Below are 17613 nucleotides of genomic sequence, written 5' to 3'. Positions count from 1 at the left end.
CTTTCACGATAGGGGACCCAATTCTGGGTCCCCTATCGTCGTTTGGGCGCTTTCGCGCCCGTGACGCCGTCGCGTCCGAGCCCCACCGACGGCACGTGATTCAATTTGTTGGGGCCCTGAACAACTTCAGCGGAACCTAGAAAGGGATCACCGTGTCCGAACACAACGACGGTCGGAAGCCATTCCGACGTAGCGCTTCCGACTCCGGTCAGCGCGACGCCGGTTCTGACCGGCCGTCCCGCGGCACGGGTGGCTCCTCACGCGGCGACCGCGAGGGCAATGCCGGGCGCGGCGGCTTCGACCGCAGGAGCGGATCGGGCGAACGCGGTGAATCCGGTGGCCGCGGCGGCTTCCAGCGCCGCGACGATTTCGGCGGCCGCGGCGGCGCGGGCCGACGTCAGGACTCTGAAGGTCGCGGCGGTTTCGACCGCGGCGGCGAACGTCGTGGTGGTTACCAACGCGGCGAGGGCTCCGGCGAGCGCGGCGGCTATGGTTCGCGCGGCTCCTCCGAGGAGCGCGGCGGCTTCCAGCGCCGGGGCGACTCGGGCGAACGCGGTGGTCACGAGCGTCGCGGCGACTCCGGGGATCGCGGCGGTTTCAAACCGCGCGGCGGCTCGGGTGAGCGTGGCGGATTCGACCGGCGTGGCGGTTCGGGTGAGCGCGGTGGTTACGAGCGTCGCGGTGACTCCGGTGAGCGCGGTGGTTACGAGCGTCGCGGTGACTCCGGGGAACGCGGTGGCTTCAAGCCGCGCGGCGGCTCGGGCGAGCGTGGCGGCTACGACCGTGGCGGTTCGGGCGAACGCGGTGGTTTCAGCCGTGGCGGTTCGGGTGAGCGCGGCGGATTCCATCGGGGCGGTTCCGGCGATCGTGGCGGATTCGGCCGCGGTGATTCAGGAGATCGCGGAGGTTTCGAGCGCCGCGGGGATTCCGGGGAACGCGGTGGCTTCAAGCCCCGACGCGACTCCGAGGACAAAGGTTTCAAGCCGCGCGGCGAGCGCGGCGGCGATTTCGGTGAGCGGCGCGGATTCTCGGGTCGCGGTGACTCCGAAGACCGTGGCGGTTTCGAGCGTCGCGAGTCGGGTGAGCGCGGTGGTTTCCAGCGTCGTGGTTCCGGCGACCGCCCCGATTTCGGTCGGCGTGGCGAAGGTTCCGGCGGACGGCGCGACGCTGAGGAGCGCGGCTTCGATCGTGGCGAGAGCGGCGATCGCGGCGGCTTCAAGCGTCGCGGCGAATCGGGTGACTACGACCGCGGAACGCAGGACCGTCGTCGCGGCGGCGAGGGCGCACGAACCGGTGGTCGTTCGCTGGATCGGCGTCCCCCGCGTCCCGAGGAACCGGATCTGCCGGACGACGTGCAGGCATCCGACCTGGACACCGCGATCCGCCGCGATCTGCTGAGCCTGGACAAGGGCAATGCCGAGACCGTGGCGCGGCACCTGGTGATGGCCGTCCGCCTCGTCGAGGACGATCCGCGCCTCGCCCTCGCGCACGCGCGCGCGGCCAGACAGCGCGCGGGCCGGATCGCCGTGGTACGCGAGACCGCGGGCGTCGTGGCCTACCACGCGGGAGAGTGGGCGGAAGCGCTGTCCGAGCTGCGCACCGCACGACGCATGTCCGGCGGTTCCGGTCTGCTCGCGGTGATGGCCGACTGCGAACGCGGTCTCGGACGTCCCGAGCGCGCCATCGAACTCGGCCGCAGCGAGGAAGCCCGCGCGCTCAGCGGCGACGAGGCCACCGAGCTGCGCATCGTCGTGGCCGGCGCCCGCATGGACCTCGGCCAGTACGACCAGGCCGTGGTGACCCTGCAAACCTCCGACCTCGACCCAGAGCGCACCGGCTCCGCCGCCGCCCGCCTGTTCTACGCCTACGCCGACGCCCTGGTGGCCGCAGGTCGCACCGACGAGGGCCTGACTTGGTTCCTCAACGCGGCCTCCGCCGACCTCGACGGCGAGACCGACGCCGAAGAACGCGCGGAAGAGCTGACCGGCGACGCCGACCTGTAGGTCCGCGCCAACCGCCAACCGCCAACCGCCAACCGCCAACCGCCAACCGCCAACCGCCGACCGCCAACCGGTGAGAGGTGCACAGCGACCGGCGATCGCTACGGGCGAGCAACGGTCCGGGACGAGCCGGATAGCTGCCGAGATCCGCACTGTGTCGCGGGGCGCCCGTTGACAGGTAAGCGCCGATCAGCGACCGCTGCCAGCGATTGACCGGCATCGGGGGAGCTACCGCGATCGACGGTCCAGCCATGCGGCGCTGACTGTCGAGGGTCGGCCGCCGACGGTTGGGTGCCGCCCGGTGACGGCTGGTGAGTGACCATCGGGCAGCGTTCCGGGCAGTGACCGTGATCTGCGGTCCGGCTACGCGGCGCTGCCGGTTATTGGCTGCCCGCCGACCGGTGATCGCCGCACGGTAACCGCTGGCAAGCGACGATCTGGCGGTGGGCCGGGCGGCTACCGCGATCCGCCCACGCGTGCTGTCTGTCGCAGATTGACCACCGACAGTGATCGCCCCGCGGCGACCGTTGGCCAGCGACTGTCTGGCGGTGGGGCAGGTGGTTACTGCGATCCGTGGACCGGCTGAGCACGCTGCCTGTCACGGAGCGCCCGCCGACGGTGATTACCGCCTGGGGCGGCTGGCGAGTGACCGTGCGGCAGGAGGCCGGGCGGTTACCGCGATCTGTCTGCGGTCCCGGCATGCCGTGCTGACTGTTGGGTCGCCCGCCGACCGGTGATCGCCGCACGGCCACCACTGTCAGCGCCCATCCAGCAGGGACGACCGGGCGGTTGCCGCGATCGGCGCACCACACTTGGAGACGTCCGTCGTGAATGATCGTCCGGCTTTTCCGCGTGAACGGGCAGGGATCTCCAGGTTGACGCCCCAGTCCCGGATAACGCGTCGATCAGCGGTCCGCCCGGATGTGATGCGCCGTCGCGGAACGGGTTTGGTCCCTCGAGACGTGTTCTCGGTCGAGTGGTCCGGTGGTTGTTCGCAGCTGTGGGGCAGGCAACGCGATGCCGTATCTGTCGGCTGACTGACGTAGGGTCGAATCCTCGGCGTGTTGTCGAGGCGGCTCGGATCGGCGGCCGTGCGTGGCGACTCGGCCACGGCGGCGGCGTCGGGGCCGACCGACCTTGGGCGCGCATGGAATTCGGCACGCGCCGAGTGGTGACACGAAGTGAGAGTGGTGTGAAGCGGCTACGAGATCGCTATGAAGCCCTGTTGCTGGACCTGGACGGCACGCTGTACCGCGGTCCCGCGGTGATCGAGGGTGCGCCGGAAGCGTTGGCGGGCGCGGGCGAGTCGGAGCAGCGGCTCGTGTACGTCACCAACAACGCCAGCCGCGGGCCGGAGGTGGTCGCCGAGCATCTGGCGGAGCTGGGCTTCCCCGCGACCACCGAGGACGTGGTGACCAGCGCGCAGGCGGCCGCGCGACTGCTGGCCGAACGCCTGCGGCCCGGCGCCGAGGTGCTCGTGGTCGGCACCGACGATCTCGTCGCGGAAGTCGACGCGGTCGGCCTGCGCGCCGTCCGCCGGTTCGACGGGACCGTGCCCGCCGCCGTGGTGCAAGGGCATTCGCCGCAGACGGCCTGGCCCGATCTGGCCGAGGCGGCGTACGCGCTGCGCGCCGACGCGCTGTGGGTGGCGGCCAACACGGACAAGACGCTGCCGAACGAGCGCGGTCTCGCGCCGGGCAACGGCGCGATGGTCGCCGCACTGCGCGCCGCGTCGGACCGCGAGCCGATCGTCGCGGGCAAGCCGTACGCGCCGCTGCTCGAGGACGCTCTGGTCCGCGCGGGCACCCGCAGCGCGCTCGTCGTCGGCGACCGGCTGGACACCGACATCGAGGGCGCCCAGCACGTCGGCCTCGATTCGCTGCTGGTGCTGACCGGCGTGAGCACTCTGGACGAGCTCCGTACCGCGCCCGAGACGCGTATCCCCACTTACGTCGCGGATTCCCTGGACGCGCTGAACCACCCTCCGGTCGAGGACGAGTCGACGGACGACCTGTCCGAGCGGCTGCGGAGGAACCCCGGCCGGGCGGTGACGGTGCGCGCGTCCGATTCGGAAATCGGATAGCGTTGGCATCACGATGACTACTCCGACGCCCCGCCCGCAGGGACCCGGTGTGCCCGGTCCCGGACCGAACGCGCCCCGCCCCGGCGTCCCGCTGCCCGGCAGGCATCTGCCGGGCGCGCAGGGTCGCCCGGAGCCCGCCGACCCGGACCGGATTCGCACCGAGATCGACAGCCTGCTGGCCGAGCTCGACGTCCGGGGCGCCGCCTTCGTGGCGGCCGCGGACAGCGCGGAATCCGGCGCCGACATCACCCGGCGCGCGCGCATCCTGGAGCAGGCACACGACGTGCTGGTCCAGGCCCTGGCTACGGTGGACAAGATCTGAGGTGGCCAGGCGCGCGCGAGTGGACGCCGAACTCGTTCGCCGCGGGTTGGCGCGATCGCGGGAGCACGCGGTCGAGCTGATCGGCGCGGGTCGGGTCCTGATTGCTGGATCGGTCGCCACCAAACCGGCGACCGCGGTGGAAACGGGCACCCCGCTGCTGGTGCGGGAGGAACCCGACGAGGTGCAGTGGGCCTCGCGCGGTGCGCACAAACTCCTCGGCGCGCTGGAGCGATTCGAGCTGGAGGGCGTGCGTGTCGCGGGCAAGCGCTGCCTGGACGCGGGCGCGTCGACCGGCGGGTTCACCGACGTGCTGCTCAGCCGTGGCGCGCGGGAAGTGGTGGCGGTCGACGTCGGGTACGGCCAGCTGATCTGGCGGTTGCAGAACGACGACCGTGTTCGCGTCCACGACCGCACCAACGTCCGCAACCTGACGCCCGAACTCATCGACGGCACGGTCGAACTCGTCGTCGGTGACCTGTCGTTCATCTCCCTCGGCCTGGTGCTGCCCGCACTGGCCGCCTGCGCCGCCGACGGCGCCGATCTGCTGCCCATGGTGAAACCGCAGTTCGAGGTGGGCAAGGAGCGGGTCGGCTCGGGTGGCGTCGTCCGCGATCCCGCGTTGCGCGCGGAGGCGGTGCGCACGGTCGCCGCGGTGGCCGCCGAACACGGGCTGCGCACCCTCGGCGCGGTGGCCAGCCCGCTTCCCGGTCCGTCGGGCAATGTCGAATACTTTCTGTGGCTGCGCAAGGACGGGCAGTTCGAATACGACGCGCAAGAGGTCGCCGCGCTCGTCGAGCGCGCGGTTGAGGAGGGTCCACAGTGAACGCGGTGACGCCGGAATCCGGCGGCCGGGAGATCCTGCTTGTCTCGCATCCGGGCCGGGCGGAGATCATCGAGACCGCCCACCGGGTGGCGAAGATCTTCACCGAGGCGGGAATCGGGCTGCGGGTTCTCGATGACGAGGCCGACAGCACCCGGTTCGATGTCGAGGCAGGCCAGGACACGATGGCCTGCGCGGCGCCCGGCGGATATCCGGTGCAAGTGGTCGAGCACGGGCCGGAGGCCGCGGTCGGGTGCGAGATGGTGCTGGTGCTCGGCGGTGACGGTACGTTCCTGCGTGCCGCCGAACTGGCGCGTCCGGCGTCGGTGCCGGTGCTGGGAATCAATCTGGGCCGCATCGGCTTTCTCACCGAGGCCGAGGCCGAGCACTTGGACGAGGCGCTCGGCCAGGTGGTGCGCGGCGACTACCGTATCGAGCATCGGATGACGATCGACCTGTCGGTCCGGGTGGACGACGAGGTGGTGGACACCGGCTGGGCGTTGAACGAGGCCAGCATCGAGAACGCCTCGCGCATGGGCGTGTTGGAGGTCGTGCTCGAGGTCGACGGGCGACCCGTCTCGTCGTTCGGCTGCGACGGCATCCTGATCGCCACGCCGACCGGCTCCACGGCCTACGCGTTCTCGGCAGGCGGGCCGGTGGTGTGGCCGGAGCTGGAGGCGCTGCTGGTGATCCCGAGCAACGCGCACGCCCTGTTCGCGCGACCCCTGGTGACCAGCCCGGAGTCCAGGATTGCGGTGGAATCCGTTGCCACGGGCCACGATGCGATAGTTTTCCTGGACGGCAGGCGCACCATGGCGTTGCCCAAGGGCGGCCGGGTGGAGGCGGTCCGCGGCGCCGAACCGGTGCGCTGGGTGCGGTTGGACTCCGCGCCGTTCGCGGACCGGATGGTGCGCAAGTTCCAGTTGCCTGTGACCGGCTGGCGAGGCCGACGGCGAACGGAGAGCACACGTGCTGACAGAGATCAGGATTGACAGCCTCGGCGTCATATCCACGGCCACCGCGCAGTTCCACGAGGGTCTCACCGTCCTGACGGGTGAGACCGGCGCGGGCAAGACCATGGTGGTGACCAGCCTGCACCTGCTGAGCGGTGCGCGCGCCGACGCGGGCCGGGTGCGGCTCGGCGCGGCGCGTGCGGTGGTGGAGGGCCGCTTCACCGTCGACGACGTGAACGAGGCCGCCCGCACCGAGGTCGGTCAGGTGCTGGAGTCGGCGGCGGCCGAGGCCGACGACGACGGCAGTGTCATCGCGATCCGCACGGTGAACAGCGATGGACGCTCCCGCGCGCATCTCGGTGGCCGCGGCGTGCCCGCCTCGGTGCTGGCCGATTTCACCGCGCCGCTGTTGACCGTGCACGGCCAGAACGACCAGCTGCGTTTGCAGCGTCCGGAACAGCAGCTGAACGCGCTGGACCAGTTCGCCGCCGAGACGGTCGGTTCGCTGTTGCGCAAGTATCAGGTGCATCGTCGTTCCTGGCTCGACGCCCGCACCGAGCTGCTGGAACGCACCGCTCGCAGCAGGGAATTGGCGTTGGAGGCCGACCGGCTGAAGTACTCGCTCACCGAGATCGACGCCATCGCACCGGAACCCGGCGAGGACGCGCGGATCGTCGACGAGGTGCGCAGGCTCAGCGATCTGGATTCGCTGCGCGAGGCCGCCGCGACCGCGCACGACGCGCTCGCCGGTCCGGCCGACGCGCCCGAGGACGGTTCCGGCGCACTGGAATTGCTCGGCGCGGCGCGTTCGCGGCTGGAGTCCGCCGACGATCCGGCTCTGTCCGCGCTCGCGCCCCGGCTGGGCGAGGCCATCGCGGTGGTCGTCGATCTGACCACCGAGCTCAGCGGTTACCTCTCCGACCTGCCCTCCGATCCCGGTGCGCTGGACTCGCTGCTGACCAGGCAGGCCGAGCTCAAGAGCCTGACCCGCAAGTACGCCCCCGACATCGACGGTGTGCTCGCCTGGGCCGACGAGGCGCGCACCAGGCTGGATTCGCTCGATGTGTCCGAGGAGGCGCTCACCAAGCTGGCGGCAGAGGTGGACATCGCCGCCGAGCGAGTGCGCACGGCGGCCCGCAAGCTCACCGCCGCGCGCACCAAGTCGGCGGGCAAGCTGGCCGCGGCGGTCAGCGCCGAGCTCGGCGGGCTGGCGATGGGGAAGGCCCGGTTGGAGGTCGAGGTGCGTCCGGTGCCCGCGGGCGCGCAGGATTCCGCGCCGCTGAACGTCGATGGCGTCGACTTGCACGCGGGCGCGTCCGGCGTGGACGAGGTCGAGTTCCGTCTCTCCGCGCATTCGGGCGCGCAGTCGCTGCCGCTGAGCAAGAGCGCCTCGGGCGGCGAACTCTCCCGCGTGATGCTCGCGCTCGAGGTGGTGCTCGCCAGTTCCGATCACGGCGCGACGATGGTGTTCGACGAGGTCGACGCCGGTGTCGGCGGCCGGGCCGCGGTGGAGATCGGCCGCAGGCTGGCCCGGCTGGCGCGCACCCATCAGGTCATCGTGGTGACCCACCTGCCCCAGGTCGCGGCGTTCGCCGACACGCATCTGGTGGTGAACAAGTCCGACGACGGCAAGGGCAAGGTCAACAGCGGCGTCCGCGCGCTCACCAAGGACGAGCGCGTCATCGAGCTGGCCCGCATGCTCGCCGGTCTGGACGACACCGAGACCGGTCGCGCGCACGCCGAGGAACTGCTCGAGACCGCCCGCGCCGAACGCGCGACCGTCTGACCTTCCTGAACAAACGAAAAGGCCCTCGCCCCCGAGCATTACGCCATCGGGGGCGAGGGCCTTTCCATGTCAGCTCAGCTGAACGCCTTCTGCGTGCCCTTGATGAACTGGTTGATCAGCACCCGCAGGCCGGCTTCGACCGCCTTGGCGGGCACCGGCAGGCTCGGCTCCGACTCCATCGTGTAGGACACCCGCGTGCCGCCGCTCTCGGCGTCGCTGAAGGTCACGATGCCGACGTGCCGCTTCACCGGCGCGCCCTTGACGATCTTGTATTCCATCCGCTCACCGGGCACCAGCTTGGTGGTCTCCTCGACGATGCCGATGCCGCCTCGGCCGACCACGTACTGCGCTCCGACACCCTCTGGGGTCGGGGAACCCGGCTTCTTCAGGGTGAACTGCACGAACGGTAGGTGGGCGTTGATGCCATCCCGCTCGGTGAAGAACTTGTACACGACATCGCGCGGGGCGGCGATGACGACGTCGACGGTGCTGGTGGCCATGCGTGTCTCCTCTTCGAGCTGTCTGTGACGGCAGTGTATAGGTACCACGTCACGTCGCGGTGCGCCGTGTCGGCGCGGTCACACGGTCGTGGCGGATTCGCCGGACCCGGTTTCGGAGCGTGCTGACGGGCAAATGCGGGAACATCGGCAGTCGAAACAGGAGGACGACGATGTTCCGAACGAGTGTTCGTTTGGCAATCATCACCGCGGCCGCCGCGTCGGCGGTCGTGCTCGGCGGCGGACTCGCCGCCGCGGCGCCGACGCTCACCGCCGACACCACCGAGGAAGGCAGTATCGCGGTCGGCAGCAACCCGACCGGGGAGCAGTGGACCTGCGTGCTGGTCGGCTCGGCCGAGGAGGCGGGTGGCCGCTACGACATGGCGCGCGCCGGGGAGAGCCGCGGCGGCTTCGCCGCGGGCAGCACGGTGACCGCGGGATGCTTGAACAACCAGACATTCGCGATCAGCCTGGTCACGGGCGTGACCTCGCTCGACGACGAGGACTGACGTACTGGTTCCAGCAGAAGTCCGACGGCGCGGTGCAGATCGCGCTGGGACCGAGCACGTGATCGCGGCGGTCAGCGGCGGCGCTTGCGCGTCATCAGCACCCCGGTGATCCAGCCGACGACGAACATGACGAGCAGGATCAGCCACATCGGTGACTCCACGCTGATCAGCAGGAATTCGATCGTCACCTTGGCGCGGTTGTCGAAGACGAACAGCACGGCGAGCACGGTCAGAACCAGTGCGACCCACTGCGTTGGTGACACCCGCGCCAAGAAAGAACGGTGTTCGGTGGCCATCGGTCGATCCTCTCTGCCCGGGTGCGCGCCGCCGCCTGCCGTGCCGTCGCCGACCGCCCGACAACCACCACTCTCGGCGACGCCGCGAATGTGCTCCGGCGCTGAGAAGTCGCCTCAATGTAGCGGAGGCGCTCGGGTGTCGTCGGCGGTGACACGCTCGCCGTCTCGACGGCCTCAGCCGTTGGCGACGTAGGCGTCGATCTCGCGCAGGTAGCCGTCCAGGCGCGCCGGGGTCAGCCAGGACGCGCGGAACGAGTTGCGGGCCAGGCGCACCAGCTGGTCGACGTCCAGGCTGGCTTGTTCGCGCAATGCCAGGTAGTTGTCCGCGGCGTAGGCGCCGAAGTAGGCGGGATCGTCGCTGTTGAGCGTGACGAGCAGGCCGCGGTCGAGCAGCCCGACGATCTCGTCGGACTTCATCTGGGCGGTGACGAAGGAATTGGAGACCGGACAGCAGGTGAGCCCGATGCTCTTGGCGCGCACCAATTCCACCAGCCGCTCGTCCTCCACGATATTGGTGCCGTGATCGAGCCGGTCGACGCCGATTTCCTCGAGCGCCTGGCGGATGTGTTCTTGGGAATCGGGCTGGTCGATGTCGCAGTGCATGGTGAGCAGGAAGCCTTCGCGGCGCGCTCGTTCGAACACCGCGGCGAACTTGCGGGGTGGGTTGCCGCGTTCGTCGGAATCGAGTCCGACGCCGATGATCCAGTCGCGGTAGGGCAGCGCCTCCATCAGCGTGGCCATCGCGTATTCCGCCGAGTGGTCGCGCAGGAAGCACAGGATCAGCTCGGCCGAGATGCCGAGCTCGCGGCGGGCCTGCACGATCGCGGAGCGGTATCCGCCGATGACCGACTGGAACGGGACACCGCGTCCGGTGTGCGCCTGCGGATCGAAGAACATCTCGACGTGCCTGATGCCGTCGGCATGCGCCCTTGTCAGGTATTCGAAGGCCAGATCGTGAAAGTCGCGCGGCTGCTGGAGCACCTGCATCGCCGGGTAGTAGACCTCGAGGAACGAGGTCAGGTCGTGGAAGCGGTAGGTCCGGCGGACCTCGTCGACGGTGCGCTCCGGCAGCCGGATGCCGTTGCGTTCGGCCAGCCGGAACTTCAGCTCCGGTTCGAGGGTGCCCTCGAGGTGCAGGTGCAGCTCGGCTTTGGGCAGGCCGCGGACGAACTCGGCGGAATCGGGACGAACCGTGCCGGTCATGGGTCACCACCGTGTGCGTCGCGGAGGGCGGCGCACCCGATGGGCGCCGCATTGCCAACGACCACGGTATCCGGTGCCGGGGGCGGATTTCCGAGGTTCGGATGTTCACAGCGCACGCTGGAGTTCGGCGGCGAACTCGTAGCTCGCCTCCCAGTCCGCGGGCGACGGCGCCAGGATCACCCGTTCGGCGCCGGACGTGGCGTATTCGGCCAGCTGGTCGGCCGCCTCGCGCGGCGTGGCGGCCAGCGGAGGGGCGACCACGGTGATCGCCGGCGCGTTGCGGCCGAATGTCTCGGCGAGCGTGGTCAATTCGCGTGCCGAGGCGGCCACGTCGGCGGGGCTCGCGCCGATCGTGATCCAGCCTTCGGCGAATTCGGCGGCGCGGCGCCGTGCCCTCGGGCCGTCGCCCGCCACCAAGACCGGCGGCATCGCCGCGCCGGGGGCGAGGGTGACTTCCCCGCCGTCGGCGAGCGTCACCGGTTTGCCCGCGACGAGGTCGGGGAGCACCCGCAGCGCCTCGTCGGTGCGCGCGCCGCGTTCGGCGAACGAGGCTCCCGCCGCTCGCCAGCCGATGTCGCCGTGGGCCGGATTGCCGGTGCCGACGCCAAGCATCAGGCGGTTCTGCGACACGTACTGCAACGTGCCGATCTGCTTGGCGGCCCAGGCAGCCGGGCGCAGGGCGAGCAGCAGCACGCTGTAGCCGATGCGGAGGCGATCGGTCACCGCGGCGGCGGTGGCGAGCGCCACCGTGCTGTCCAGGATCGGTGCGCTGGCCACCAGATGGTCGGTGGACCATACGGATTCGAGCCCCGCCTGCTCGGCGAGCCGGGCGGCCGCGCGGACGTCACCGAGGAGGGGGAGTGCGGGATCGGGGGAGGAGGTGGGCAGGATCGCGCCGAGAAGCAAGGTCATATCCGTGACGCTACGAGCGCGCGGAGCTGAGGCCAATGTCGCGGAAGCTCATCCTCATGTCACGGACGCTCAGCACGAAAATCTCTGATCACCAGCCGATTCGGCACGGTCGGTCAGCCGAGGCAGTCGAGTTGAAAGAGCCGAACGGCTACTGTGCTGTCGAACAGCGCGTCGCGGGCCTCCACCAGCGCCCCCGAGAGACCACAGGTCCCCGCCTGGAGCGCGATGCTTGCACCGGCCACACCGCCGCCGATTCCCGGCGTCGCGAGATCTGTTGCCAACGAATGTTTTCGAGAGGCTGTCAGGCGAGCGGGGTGAGGGATTCGCCGTTGACGGTGGTGATCTCGGCGCTTACCTCGCGCGGGATTTCGTACACGGCGAAGGGAGTGAAGGGGCGGTAGCACTCGGGGTGATCGACGCCGCCGAGCATCGCCGGGCGGAAATCGGCTCCCTGGCGGTGCAATTCGGTGGAGACGGGGGCGCGGCAGCCGGTGAGCGTGACGACCGCGAGGTAGGCGCTGCGCTCGAAGCCGGTGAGGCGACCCGGATCGCGCACGACCTCAGGCGGATTCGAGTGGACGCGTGCGGTGAACCACTCGGCGAAGGCGCGCGCGGCATCCGGGCTGTCGATGATCACCGCGAAGGGGGAGCCGTACACGCCGTTCGGATCGAACTCGACGGCATTCGCGGTGACGCGGGCGTCGGAGGGATCGGCGTTCGTCGCGGCGTCGCAGCCCGCGGTGAGCAGGATGCCGATGACGAATCCGAGGAGCAGCGCTGGTCTCCGCACACTGACTTATCCGGTGCGGCACCGCTCGCCGTTACCGCGTGCGGCTATTTCTCCCGGGGCAGGGTGCGCCCGAGGGCGCGCACCGTGGCGCGGAGGTGCTCGGGCGGGAACCGTTCCGGGTCGGAGAGCACCAGCCTGCCCATCGTCTCGATGAATCCGAGCATCACGTGGCCGATGAGTTCCACGTCCGCGCCCCGCGGTCCGCCGCGCACCTGGATGCCGGTGCCGCGCACGGTGTCCGGCATCGCCGCGCGGACCTGTGCCATGCCGCGCACGTGTTCGCGGTGCAGCAGCGCGCCGATCAGTTCCGGTGCCGTCGGATACATCGCGTACAGCACGGGTTTGGCCACACCGGCTTGCTTGGCCACCTCCTGCATGGTCAGCTGCGCCAGTCCACCGCGGGCCACGACCCGCAGCGCGGCGTCGAGAAGCTGTGCGCGGCGCTCGGCGGGCGGCAGCCGCGGCGCGTTGCGCCTGCGCCTGCGCGCCGGGGGATCCGGCGAGATCTGCCAGACGCCCGAGGACTTCTTCTCGACACTCACCGGAAAATCATGCCTCGAGCGGCGGCACTGTCCGAGACGGCGGCGCGGGGAGCGTCCACGGCAAGGCGACCGTCCGGTCGGTTCGGTACTGGGACTGGCTTGTATCACTGTGACGAATGTGACTGGTGGTTCGGCGCGCCTCCACCATTGGTCGAGGGTTTGCGCCCATCATCGGGCCATGAGGATGCTGGCGTTGTTGTCGAAGAACACCGAAACGCTGCCCGGTCTCACCGGGACGGCCCGGGTGGATCGCAACACCCGGCGTCTGCTGCGGCGGGTCGGTCCCGGTGATGTCGTCGTGCTCGACGAGATGGACCTGGACCGGATCACCGCCGATCGGCTGGTCGAGGCGGGTGTGGTTGCCGTGATCAACACCTCGCCCTCGATCTCGGGGCGCTATCCGAATCTGGGTCCGGAGGTGTTGGTGGCCAACGGCATCGTGCTGCTGGACACCGTCAGTTCCGACGCCTTCACCAAGATCAAGGACGGCAGCAAGGTCCGCATCGTCGAGGGCGTGGTCTACGCGGACAAGCTGACCAAGAAGGAGCCGGAGGTCCTGGTCGAGGGCATCGAGCTCACCGAGACCGCGGTCGCGGAGCGGATGATCGAGGCGCGTAACGGCCTGGCCGACCACCTCGAGGCCTTCGCGGGGAACACCATCGAGTTCGTCCGCACCGAGAGCGCGCTGCTCATCGACGGCATCGGCGTTCCCGAGCTGGAACTCGACATGAAGCGCAGACACGTGGTCGTGGTGGCCGACGGTCCCGACCACGTCGACGATCTCAAGCGGCTCAAGCCGTTCATCAAGGAGTACGCGCCGATCATGGTCGGCGTCGGCCGCGGTGCGGACACTCTGCGCAAGCAGGGCTACCGGCCCGACCTCATCGTCGGCGATCCGGAGGAGATCACCTCCGCGACCATGAAGTGCGGCGCCGAGGTCATCCTGCCCGCCGACACCGACGGCCACGCCAAGGGCCTGGAACGGATCCAGGACCTGGGCATCGGCGCGACCACCTTCCCGTCCTCCGGCTCGCCGTCCGATCTCGCGCTGCTGCTCGCCCACCACCACGGCGCCGCGCTGATCGTGACCGCGGGCGCGGCCGCCTCGCTCGACGACTTCTTCGACCGCGGCCGCCGCGACAGCAACCCGGCCACCTTCCTCACCCGGCTCAAGCTCGGCACCAAGCTGATGGACGCCAAGGCCGTCGCCACCCTGTACCGCAACCGGGTGTCGGGAGTGGCGATCGCGCTGGTGGTGCTCGCCGCGCTGATCGCGGTCATCGTGGTGCTGCTGGCCTCGCACTCCGGCACCGAGATGCTCGACTGGGCCGCGGACACCTGGAACCGGTTCGCGGTCTGGTTCAAAGACCTACTCGAAGCCCGTGCGAAGTAGCCGGGGGAGATCATGATTCCACTACGCCAGCACGCCGTCTCCCTGGTGGCCGTCTTCCTGGCGCTCGCGCTCGGCGTGGTGCTCGGCTCGCAGACCCTGGCAGCCGACCTGCTCTCCGCGCTGCGCGCGGACAAGTCCGACCTGCGTGAGCAGGTCGACGCACTCGGCGAACAGCACCGCCGCTCCACCGGCGAGTTCGACGCCGCCGACCGGTTCATCGCGGGCTCGGCGAACCGCATCCTCGGCGGCGCCCTCGACGGTCGTTCGGTGGTGGTCTTCACCACGCCGGACGCGGACGCGGCCGACGTGGAAGCGGTGTCGAGGGGTCTGGCGACGGCGGGTGCGCCGGTGGTGGGCCGGATCGCGCTCACCGACGCCTTCACCGACGCGACCGAAGGCGACCGGTTGCGCACCGCGATCACCAACGTCATCCCCGCGGGCGCGCAGTTGCGCACCGGCGGGGTCGACCAGGGCAGCATGGCGGGCGACCTGCTCGGCACGGTGCTGCTGCTCGATCCGGCCAACGCGCAACCCCGCAGCACCCCGCAGGAGCTCGGCCTGGTGCTGGAGACCCTGCGCGGCAGTGGCTTCCTGGCCTACGGCGACACCCCGGTGCAACCCGCTCAGCTCGCGGTGGTGGTGACCGGCGAGGGCGCGAAAGCCGCTGAGCACGGCCAGGGTTCGAACCTGGCCCGATTCGCGGGCGGACTGCGCGGCCGCGGCGCGGGCATCGTGCTCGCGGGCCGTTCCGGCGCGGCCGAAGGCGCGGGACCGATCGCGTCCGTCCGCTCCGACGCGGCCCTGGCCACCACGGTTACCACCGTCGACAACGTCGATCGGGAGATCGGCAGGGTCACCGCCGTGCTCGGCCTCACCGAACAGCTCAACGGCGGCGCGGGCCGATACGGCACCGGCGACAAGGCGACCTCGCTCACCATGGCCGCGCTGCCGGGCTGAGCGTGGAGGCTGCCCGCTCGGCGCGGCGATCCGCTCGCACCTGCGGCCGCTGCCGAGCGATACGGCTCACAGTCCGCGGCCCGGCGCTCTGACCGGCTCCCGGCGATCGATCAGCAAACGTGCGTGGCGTTCGTTTTACCGGGTGCCGACGTGTTACCGTGAAGACCCGTGGGTCAAACACGGATTCAGGCGCGAACCGCTACCAAACACATCTTCGTCAGCGGTGGTGTCGCCTCCTCATTGGGTAAAGGCCTTACCGCTTCCAGCCTCGGTCAGCTGCTGACGGCGCGCGGTCTGCGCGTCACCATGCAGAAACTCGACCCTTATCTCAACGTCGATCCGGGCACCATGAATCCGTTCCAGCACGGAGAGGTGTTCGTGACGGAGGACGGCGCCGAGACCGATCTCGACGTCGGTCACTACGAGCGGTTCCTCGACCGGGACCTGTCCAGGGACGCGAATGTGACCACGGGGCAAATCTATTCGTCGGTGATCGCCAAGGAGCGCCGCGGCGAGTACCTCGGCGACACGGTGCAGGTGATCCCGCACATCACCGACGAGATCAAGAGCCGCATCCTCGCGATGAGCGGCCCCGATCTGCAGGGTCAGACCCCCGACGTGGTGATCACCGAGATCGGCGGCACCGTCGGCGACATCGAGTCGCAGCCGTTCCTGGAGGCCGCCCGGCAGATCCGCCACGACGTCGGCCGCGACAACGTCTTCTTCCTGCACGTCTCGCTGGTGCCGTACCTGGCGCCCTCGGGTGAGCTGAAGACCAAGCCGACCCAGCACTCGGTGGCCGCGCTGCGCAATATCGGTATCCAGCCCGACGCGCTGATCCTGCGCTGCGACCGCGAGGTGCCGCAGGCGCTCAAGAGCAAGATCGCGCTCATGTGCGACGTCGATGTGGACGCCTGCATCTCCACCCCCGATGCGCCCTCCATCTACGACATCCCGAAGGTGCTGCACCGCGAGGGCCTGGACGCCTACGTGGTGCGCAGGCTCGGCCTGCCGTTCCGCGACGTGGACTGGACCGTGTGGGGCGATCTGCTCGACCGCGTGCACCAGCCGCGCGAGGAGGTCGAGGTCGCGCTGGTCGGCAAGTACGTCGACCTGCCCGACGCGTACCTGTCGGTCACCGAGGCGCTGCGCGCCGGCGGGTTCGCCTCGCGCGCCAAGGTGAAGATCCGCTGGGTGCCCTCCGACGAGTGCGAGACCGAATCCGGCGCTGCGGCCGCGCTGCGCGACGTGGACGCGGTGCTGATCCCCGGCGGCTTCGGCATCCGCGGCATCGAGGGCAAGGTCGGCGCCATCCGCTTCGCCAAGAGCAGGAAGATCCCGCTGCTCGGCCTGTGCCTCGGGCTGCAGTGCGTGGTGATCGAGGCGGCCCGCTCGGTCGGCCTGGCCGAGGCCAACTCGGCCGAGTTCGAACCCGACACCCCGCACCCGGTGATCTCCACCATGGCCGACCAGGAACAGGCCGTGGCGGGCGAGGCCGATCTCGGCGGCACCATGCGCCTCGGCGCGTACCCGGCCACGCTGCAGAAGGGCTCGGTCGTCGCGCACGCCTACGGCGCCGAGCAGGTGTCCGAGCGGCACCGGCACCGCTACGAGGTGAACAACGCCTACCGCGACAAGATCGCCGCCAGCGGTCTGCGGTTCAGCGGCGTCTCGCCCGACGGGCACTTGGTCGAATTCGTCGAGCTGCCCGCCGACGTGCACCCGTTCTTCGTCGCGACCCAGGCGCACCCCGAGCTCAAGAGCCGCCCGACCCGCCCGCATCCGCTGTTCGCGGCGCTCATCGCGGCGGCGCTGAAATACAAGCTGGCCGAACGGCTACCGGTGGACATCCCCGGCGAAGAACTGGCGAGCGCGGACCAGGGAGCGTAATGAGTCACGCAGGGGGAGACGCGCCGGGCCGTCACGAATTCGAGACCGTCGCGAGCAAGACGCTGTACACCGGCGCGATCCTGGCGCTGCGCCAGGATCAGGTCGCGATGCCGGGCGGCAAGGTGGTCGAACGCGAGGTCGTCGAGCACCACGCCGCCGTCGCGGTGGCCGCGATCGATGACGACGACAATGTCGTGCTGATCCGGCAGTACCGGCATCCGCTCGGCACCCGTCTGCTCGAGCTGCCCGCGGGCCTGCTCGACATTCCCGGCGAGGACCCGCTCGCCGCGGCCAAACGGGAGCTCGCCGAGGAGACCGGGCTGGCGGCGCGGGAATGGGCGGTGCTCGTCGACGTGGCGCTCTCACCGGGTTTCACCGACGAGGCGCTGCGGGTCTACCTGGCCAGTGGGCTCTACGAGACCGAGCGGCCGGATCCGGAATTCGAAGAGGCCGACCTGGAGCTGGTCCGCATGCCGGTCACCGAGGCGGTGCGCGCCGCGCTGGCCGGCGAGATCACCAACGCCACCGCGGTGGCGGGCGTGCTGGCCGTCGTCGCGGCACGGGCAGGCGACACGCCGCTACGACCCGCCGATGCGCCGTGGCCTGGGCAACCCACCGCACTGCTGCGGCGTAAAGCCGCGACGCCACAGGAAACCTGAC

18 protein-coding genes and 1 pseudogene are annotated in these 17613 nt (G+C 70.2%); 11 read left to right on the top strand and 8 right to left on the bottom strand.

Going from position 1 to position 17613, the window contains the following annotated elements; translation table 11 throughout:
* Window positions 1-257 precede the first annotated feature (257 nt).
* Window positions 258-848: a hypothetical protein gene (locus AC3ERS_RS22385; RefSeq protein ID WP_431970022.1), complete on the bottom strand. Its 591-nt coding sequence runs from the start codon at window positions 846-848 to the stop codon at window positions 258-260.
* Window positions 849-1016: 168 nt separating this feature from the next.
* Here AC3ERS_RS22385 and AC3ERS_RS22380 point away from each other — a divergent pair.
* The 6 genes and pseudogenes from AC3ERS_RS22380 to recN form a co-directional block, all read left to right on the top strand.
* A pseudogene (locus AC3ERS_RS22380) lies at window positions 1017-2003 on the top strand (tetratricopeptide repeat protein); the annotation flags it as partial.
* A 1189-nt stretch (window positions 2004-3192) separates the two neighbouring features.
* Window positions 3193-4083, top strand: a complete 891-nt coding sequence (locus AC3ERS_RS22375; RefSeq protein ID WP_431970009.1) for an HAD-IIA family hydrolase — start codon at window positions 3193-3195, stop codon at window positions 4081-4083.
* 13 nt (window positions 4084-4096) lie between these two features.
* Entirely contained in the window at window positions 4097-4405 is a 309-nt protein-coding gene (locus AC3ERS_RS22370; RefSeq protein WP_431970008.1) for a hypothetical protein, read from the top strand.
* A 1-nt stretch (window position 4406) separates the two neighbouring features.
* On the top strand, window positions 4407-5228 hold the full coding sequence (locus tag AC3ERS_RS22365; RefSeq protein ID WP_431970007.1) for a TlyA family RNA methyltransferase: 822 nt from the start codon (window positions 4407-4409) through the stop codon (window positions 5226-5228).
* Window positions 5225-6217 (top strand): NAD kinase, encoded by a 993-nt coding sequence (locus AC3ERS_RS22360; protein WP_431970006.1) that lies wholly within the window; start codon window positions 5225-5227, stop codon window positions 6215-6217. Before AC3ERS_RS22365 ends, AC3ERS_RS22360 begins: the two co-directional genes overlap by 4 nt.
* Window positions 6195-7964: a DNA repair protein RecN gene (recN, locus tag AC3ERS_RS22355; RefSeq protein ID WP_431970005.1), complete on the top strand. Its 1770-nt coding sequence runs from the start codon at window positions 6195-6197 to the stop codon at window positions 7962-7964. The genes AC3ERS_RS22360 and recN overlap by 23 nt, the downstream gene beginning before the upstream one ends.
* 74 nt (window positions 7965-8038) lie before the next feature.
* On the opposite strand, the gene AC3ERS_RS22350 is transcribed toward recN, so the two are convergent.
* A complete protein-coding gene (locus AC3ERS_RS22350) occupies window positions 8039-8464 on the bottom strand; it encodes an SRPBCC family protein (RefSeq protein WP_431970004.1) in 426 nt (141 codons plus the stop codon).
* A 191-nt stretch (window positions 8465-8655) separates the two neighbouring features.
* On the opposite strand from AC3ERS_RS22350, the gene AC3ERS_RS22345 reads away from it, so the two are divergent.
* Entirely contained in the window at window positions 8656-8970 is a 315-nt protein-coding gene (locus AC3ERS_RS22345; RefSeq protein ID WP_431970003.1) for a hypothetical protein, read from the top strand.
* A 71-nt stretch (window positions 8971-9041) separates the two neighbouring features.
* Here AC3ERS_RS22345 and AC3ERS_RS22340 read toward each other — a convergent pair whose 3' ends face one another.
* The 6 genes from AC3ERS_RS22340 to AC3ERS_RS22315 all read right to left on the bottom strand — a co-directional run bounded on the left by AC3ERS_RS22340 (window position 9042) and on the right by AC3ERS_RS22315 (window position 12713).
* The gene (locus AC3ERS_RS22340) at window positions 9042-9266 is read right to left on the bottom strand and encodes a lipopolysaccharide assembly protein LapA domain-containing protein (protein ID WP_431970002.1); all 225 of its coding nucleotides are present in this window, start codon (window positions 9264-9266) and stop codon (window positions 9042-9044) included.
* Window positions 9267-9440: 174 nt separating this feature from the next.
* The gene (gene add / locus AC3ERS_RS22335; RefSeq protein WP_431970001.1) at window positions 9441-10469 is read right to left on the bottom strand and encodes an adenosine deaminase; all 1029 of its coding nucleotides are present in this window, start codon (window positions 10467-10469) and stop codon (window positions 9441-9443) included.
* Window positions 10470-10574: 105 nt separating this feature from the next.
* Window positions 10575-11381 (bottom strand): LLM class flavin-dependent oxidoreductase, encoded by an 807-nt coding sequence (locus AC3ERS_RS22330; RefSeq protein WP_431970000.1) that lies wholly within the window; start codon window positions 11379-11381, stop codon window positions 10575-10577.
* A gap of 113 nt (window positions 11382-11494) precedes the next feature.
* Complete coding sequence (locus AC3ERS_RS22325) at window positions 11495-11662, bottom strand: hypothetical protein (RefSeq protein WP_431969999.1); 168 nt, start codon at window positions 11660-11662, stop codon at window positions 11495-11497.
* Window positions 11663-11682: 20 nt separating this feature from the next.
* The gene (locus tag AC3ERS_RS22320) at window positions 11683-12171 is read right to left on the bottom strand and encodes a hypothetical protein (RefSeq protein ID WP_431969998.1); all 489 of its coding nucleotides are present in this window, start codon (window positions 12169-12171) and stop codon (window positions 11683-11685) included.
* Window positions 12172-12215: 44 nt separating this feature from the next.
* Window positions 12216-12713 (bottom strand): TetR/AcrR family transcriptional regulator, encoded by a 498-nt coding sequence (locus AC3ERS_RS22315; RefSeq protein ID WP_431969997.1) that lies wholly within the window; start codon window positions 12711-12713, stop codon window positions 12216-12218.
* A gap of 178 nt (window positions 12714-12891) precedes the next feature.
* Between AC3ERS_RS22315 and steA the strand changes: the two genes are divergently transcribed.
* From steA to AC3ERS_RS22295, 4 genes are all read left to right on the top strand, one after another.
* The gene (gene steA / locus AC3ERS_RS22310; protein WP_431969996.1) at window positions 12892-14106 is read left to right on the top strand and encodes a putative cytokinetic ring protein SteA; all 1215 of its coding nucleotides are present in this window, start codon (window positions 12892-12894) and stop codon (window positions 14104-14106) included.
* Window positions 14107-14118: 12 nt separating this feature from the next.
* On the top strand, window positions 14119-15063 hold the full coding sequence (locus AC3ERS_RS22305) for a copper transporter (protein ID WP_431969995.1): 945 nt from the start codon (window positions 14119-14121) through the stop codon (window positions 15061-15063).
* A 168-nt stretch (window positions 15064-15231) separates the two neighbouring features.
* Entirely contained in the window at window positions 15232-16953 is a 1722-nt protein-coding gene (gene pyrG / locus AC3ERS_RS22300; RefSeq protein ID WP_431969994.1) for a CTP synthase, read from the top strand.
* Window positions 16953-17612, top strand: coding sequence for an NUDIX domain-containing protein (locus tag AC3ERS_RS22295; RefSeq protein WP_431969993.1), 660 nt, complete (start codon window positions 16953-16955; stop codon window positions 17610-17612). Before pyrG ends, AC3ERS_RS22295 begins: the two co-directional genes overlap by 1 nt.
* The last annotated feature ends 1 nt before the right edge of the window (window position 17613 follow it).

It is taken from the genome of Nocardia sp. bgisy134 (genome assembly GCF_057708325.1).
The sequence above is the reverse complement of the archived record's forward strand: the minus strand, read 5'-3'. Positions and strand labels throughout refer to the sequence as shown.

Bases quoted from the DNA above. Each gene is read 5' to 3' on its own strand.
- AC3ERS_RS22385 (WP_431970022.1), bottom strand. From the start codon at position 848: ATGGAATCCGCCGCGCTCACCCGAACCGCCACGGCTGAAACCACCGCG.
- AC3ERS_RS22370 (WP_431970008.1), top strand. From the start codon at position 4,097: ATGACTACTCCGACGCCCCGCCCGCAGGGACCCGGTGTGCCCGGTCCC.
- AC3ERS_RS22350 (WP_431970004.1), bottom strand. From the start codon at position 8,464: ATGGCCACCAGCACCGTCGACGTCGTCATCGCCGCCCCGCGCGATGTC.
- AC3ERS_RS22340 (WP_431970002.1), bottom strand. From the start codon at position 9,266: ATGGCCACCGAACACCGTTCTTTCTTGGCGCGGGTGTCACCAACGCAG.
- add (WP_431970001.1), bottom strand. From the start codon at position 10,469: ATGACCGGCACGGTTCGTCCCGATTCCGCCGAGTTCGTCCGCGGCCTG.
- AC3ERS_RS22330 (WP_431970000.1), bottom strand. From the start codon at position 11,381: ATGACCTTGCTTCTCGGCGCGATCCTGCCCACCTCCTCCCCCGATCCC.
- steA (WP_431969996.1), top strand. From the start codon at position 12,892: ATGAGGATGCTGGCGTTGTTGTCGAAGAACACCGAAACGCTGCCCGGT.
- AC3ERS_RS22305 (WP_431969995.1), top strand. From the start codon at position 14,119: ATGATTCCACTACGCCAGCACGCCGTCTCCCTGGTGGCCGTCTTCCTG.
- AC3ERS_RS22295 (WP_431969993.1), top strand. From the start codon at position 16,953: ATGAGTCACGCAGGGGGAGACGCGCCGGGCCGTCACGAATTCGAGACC.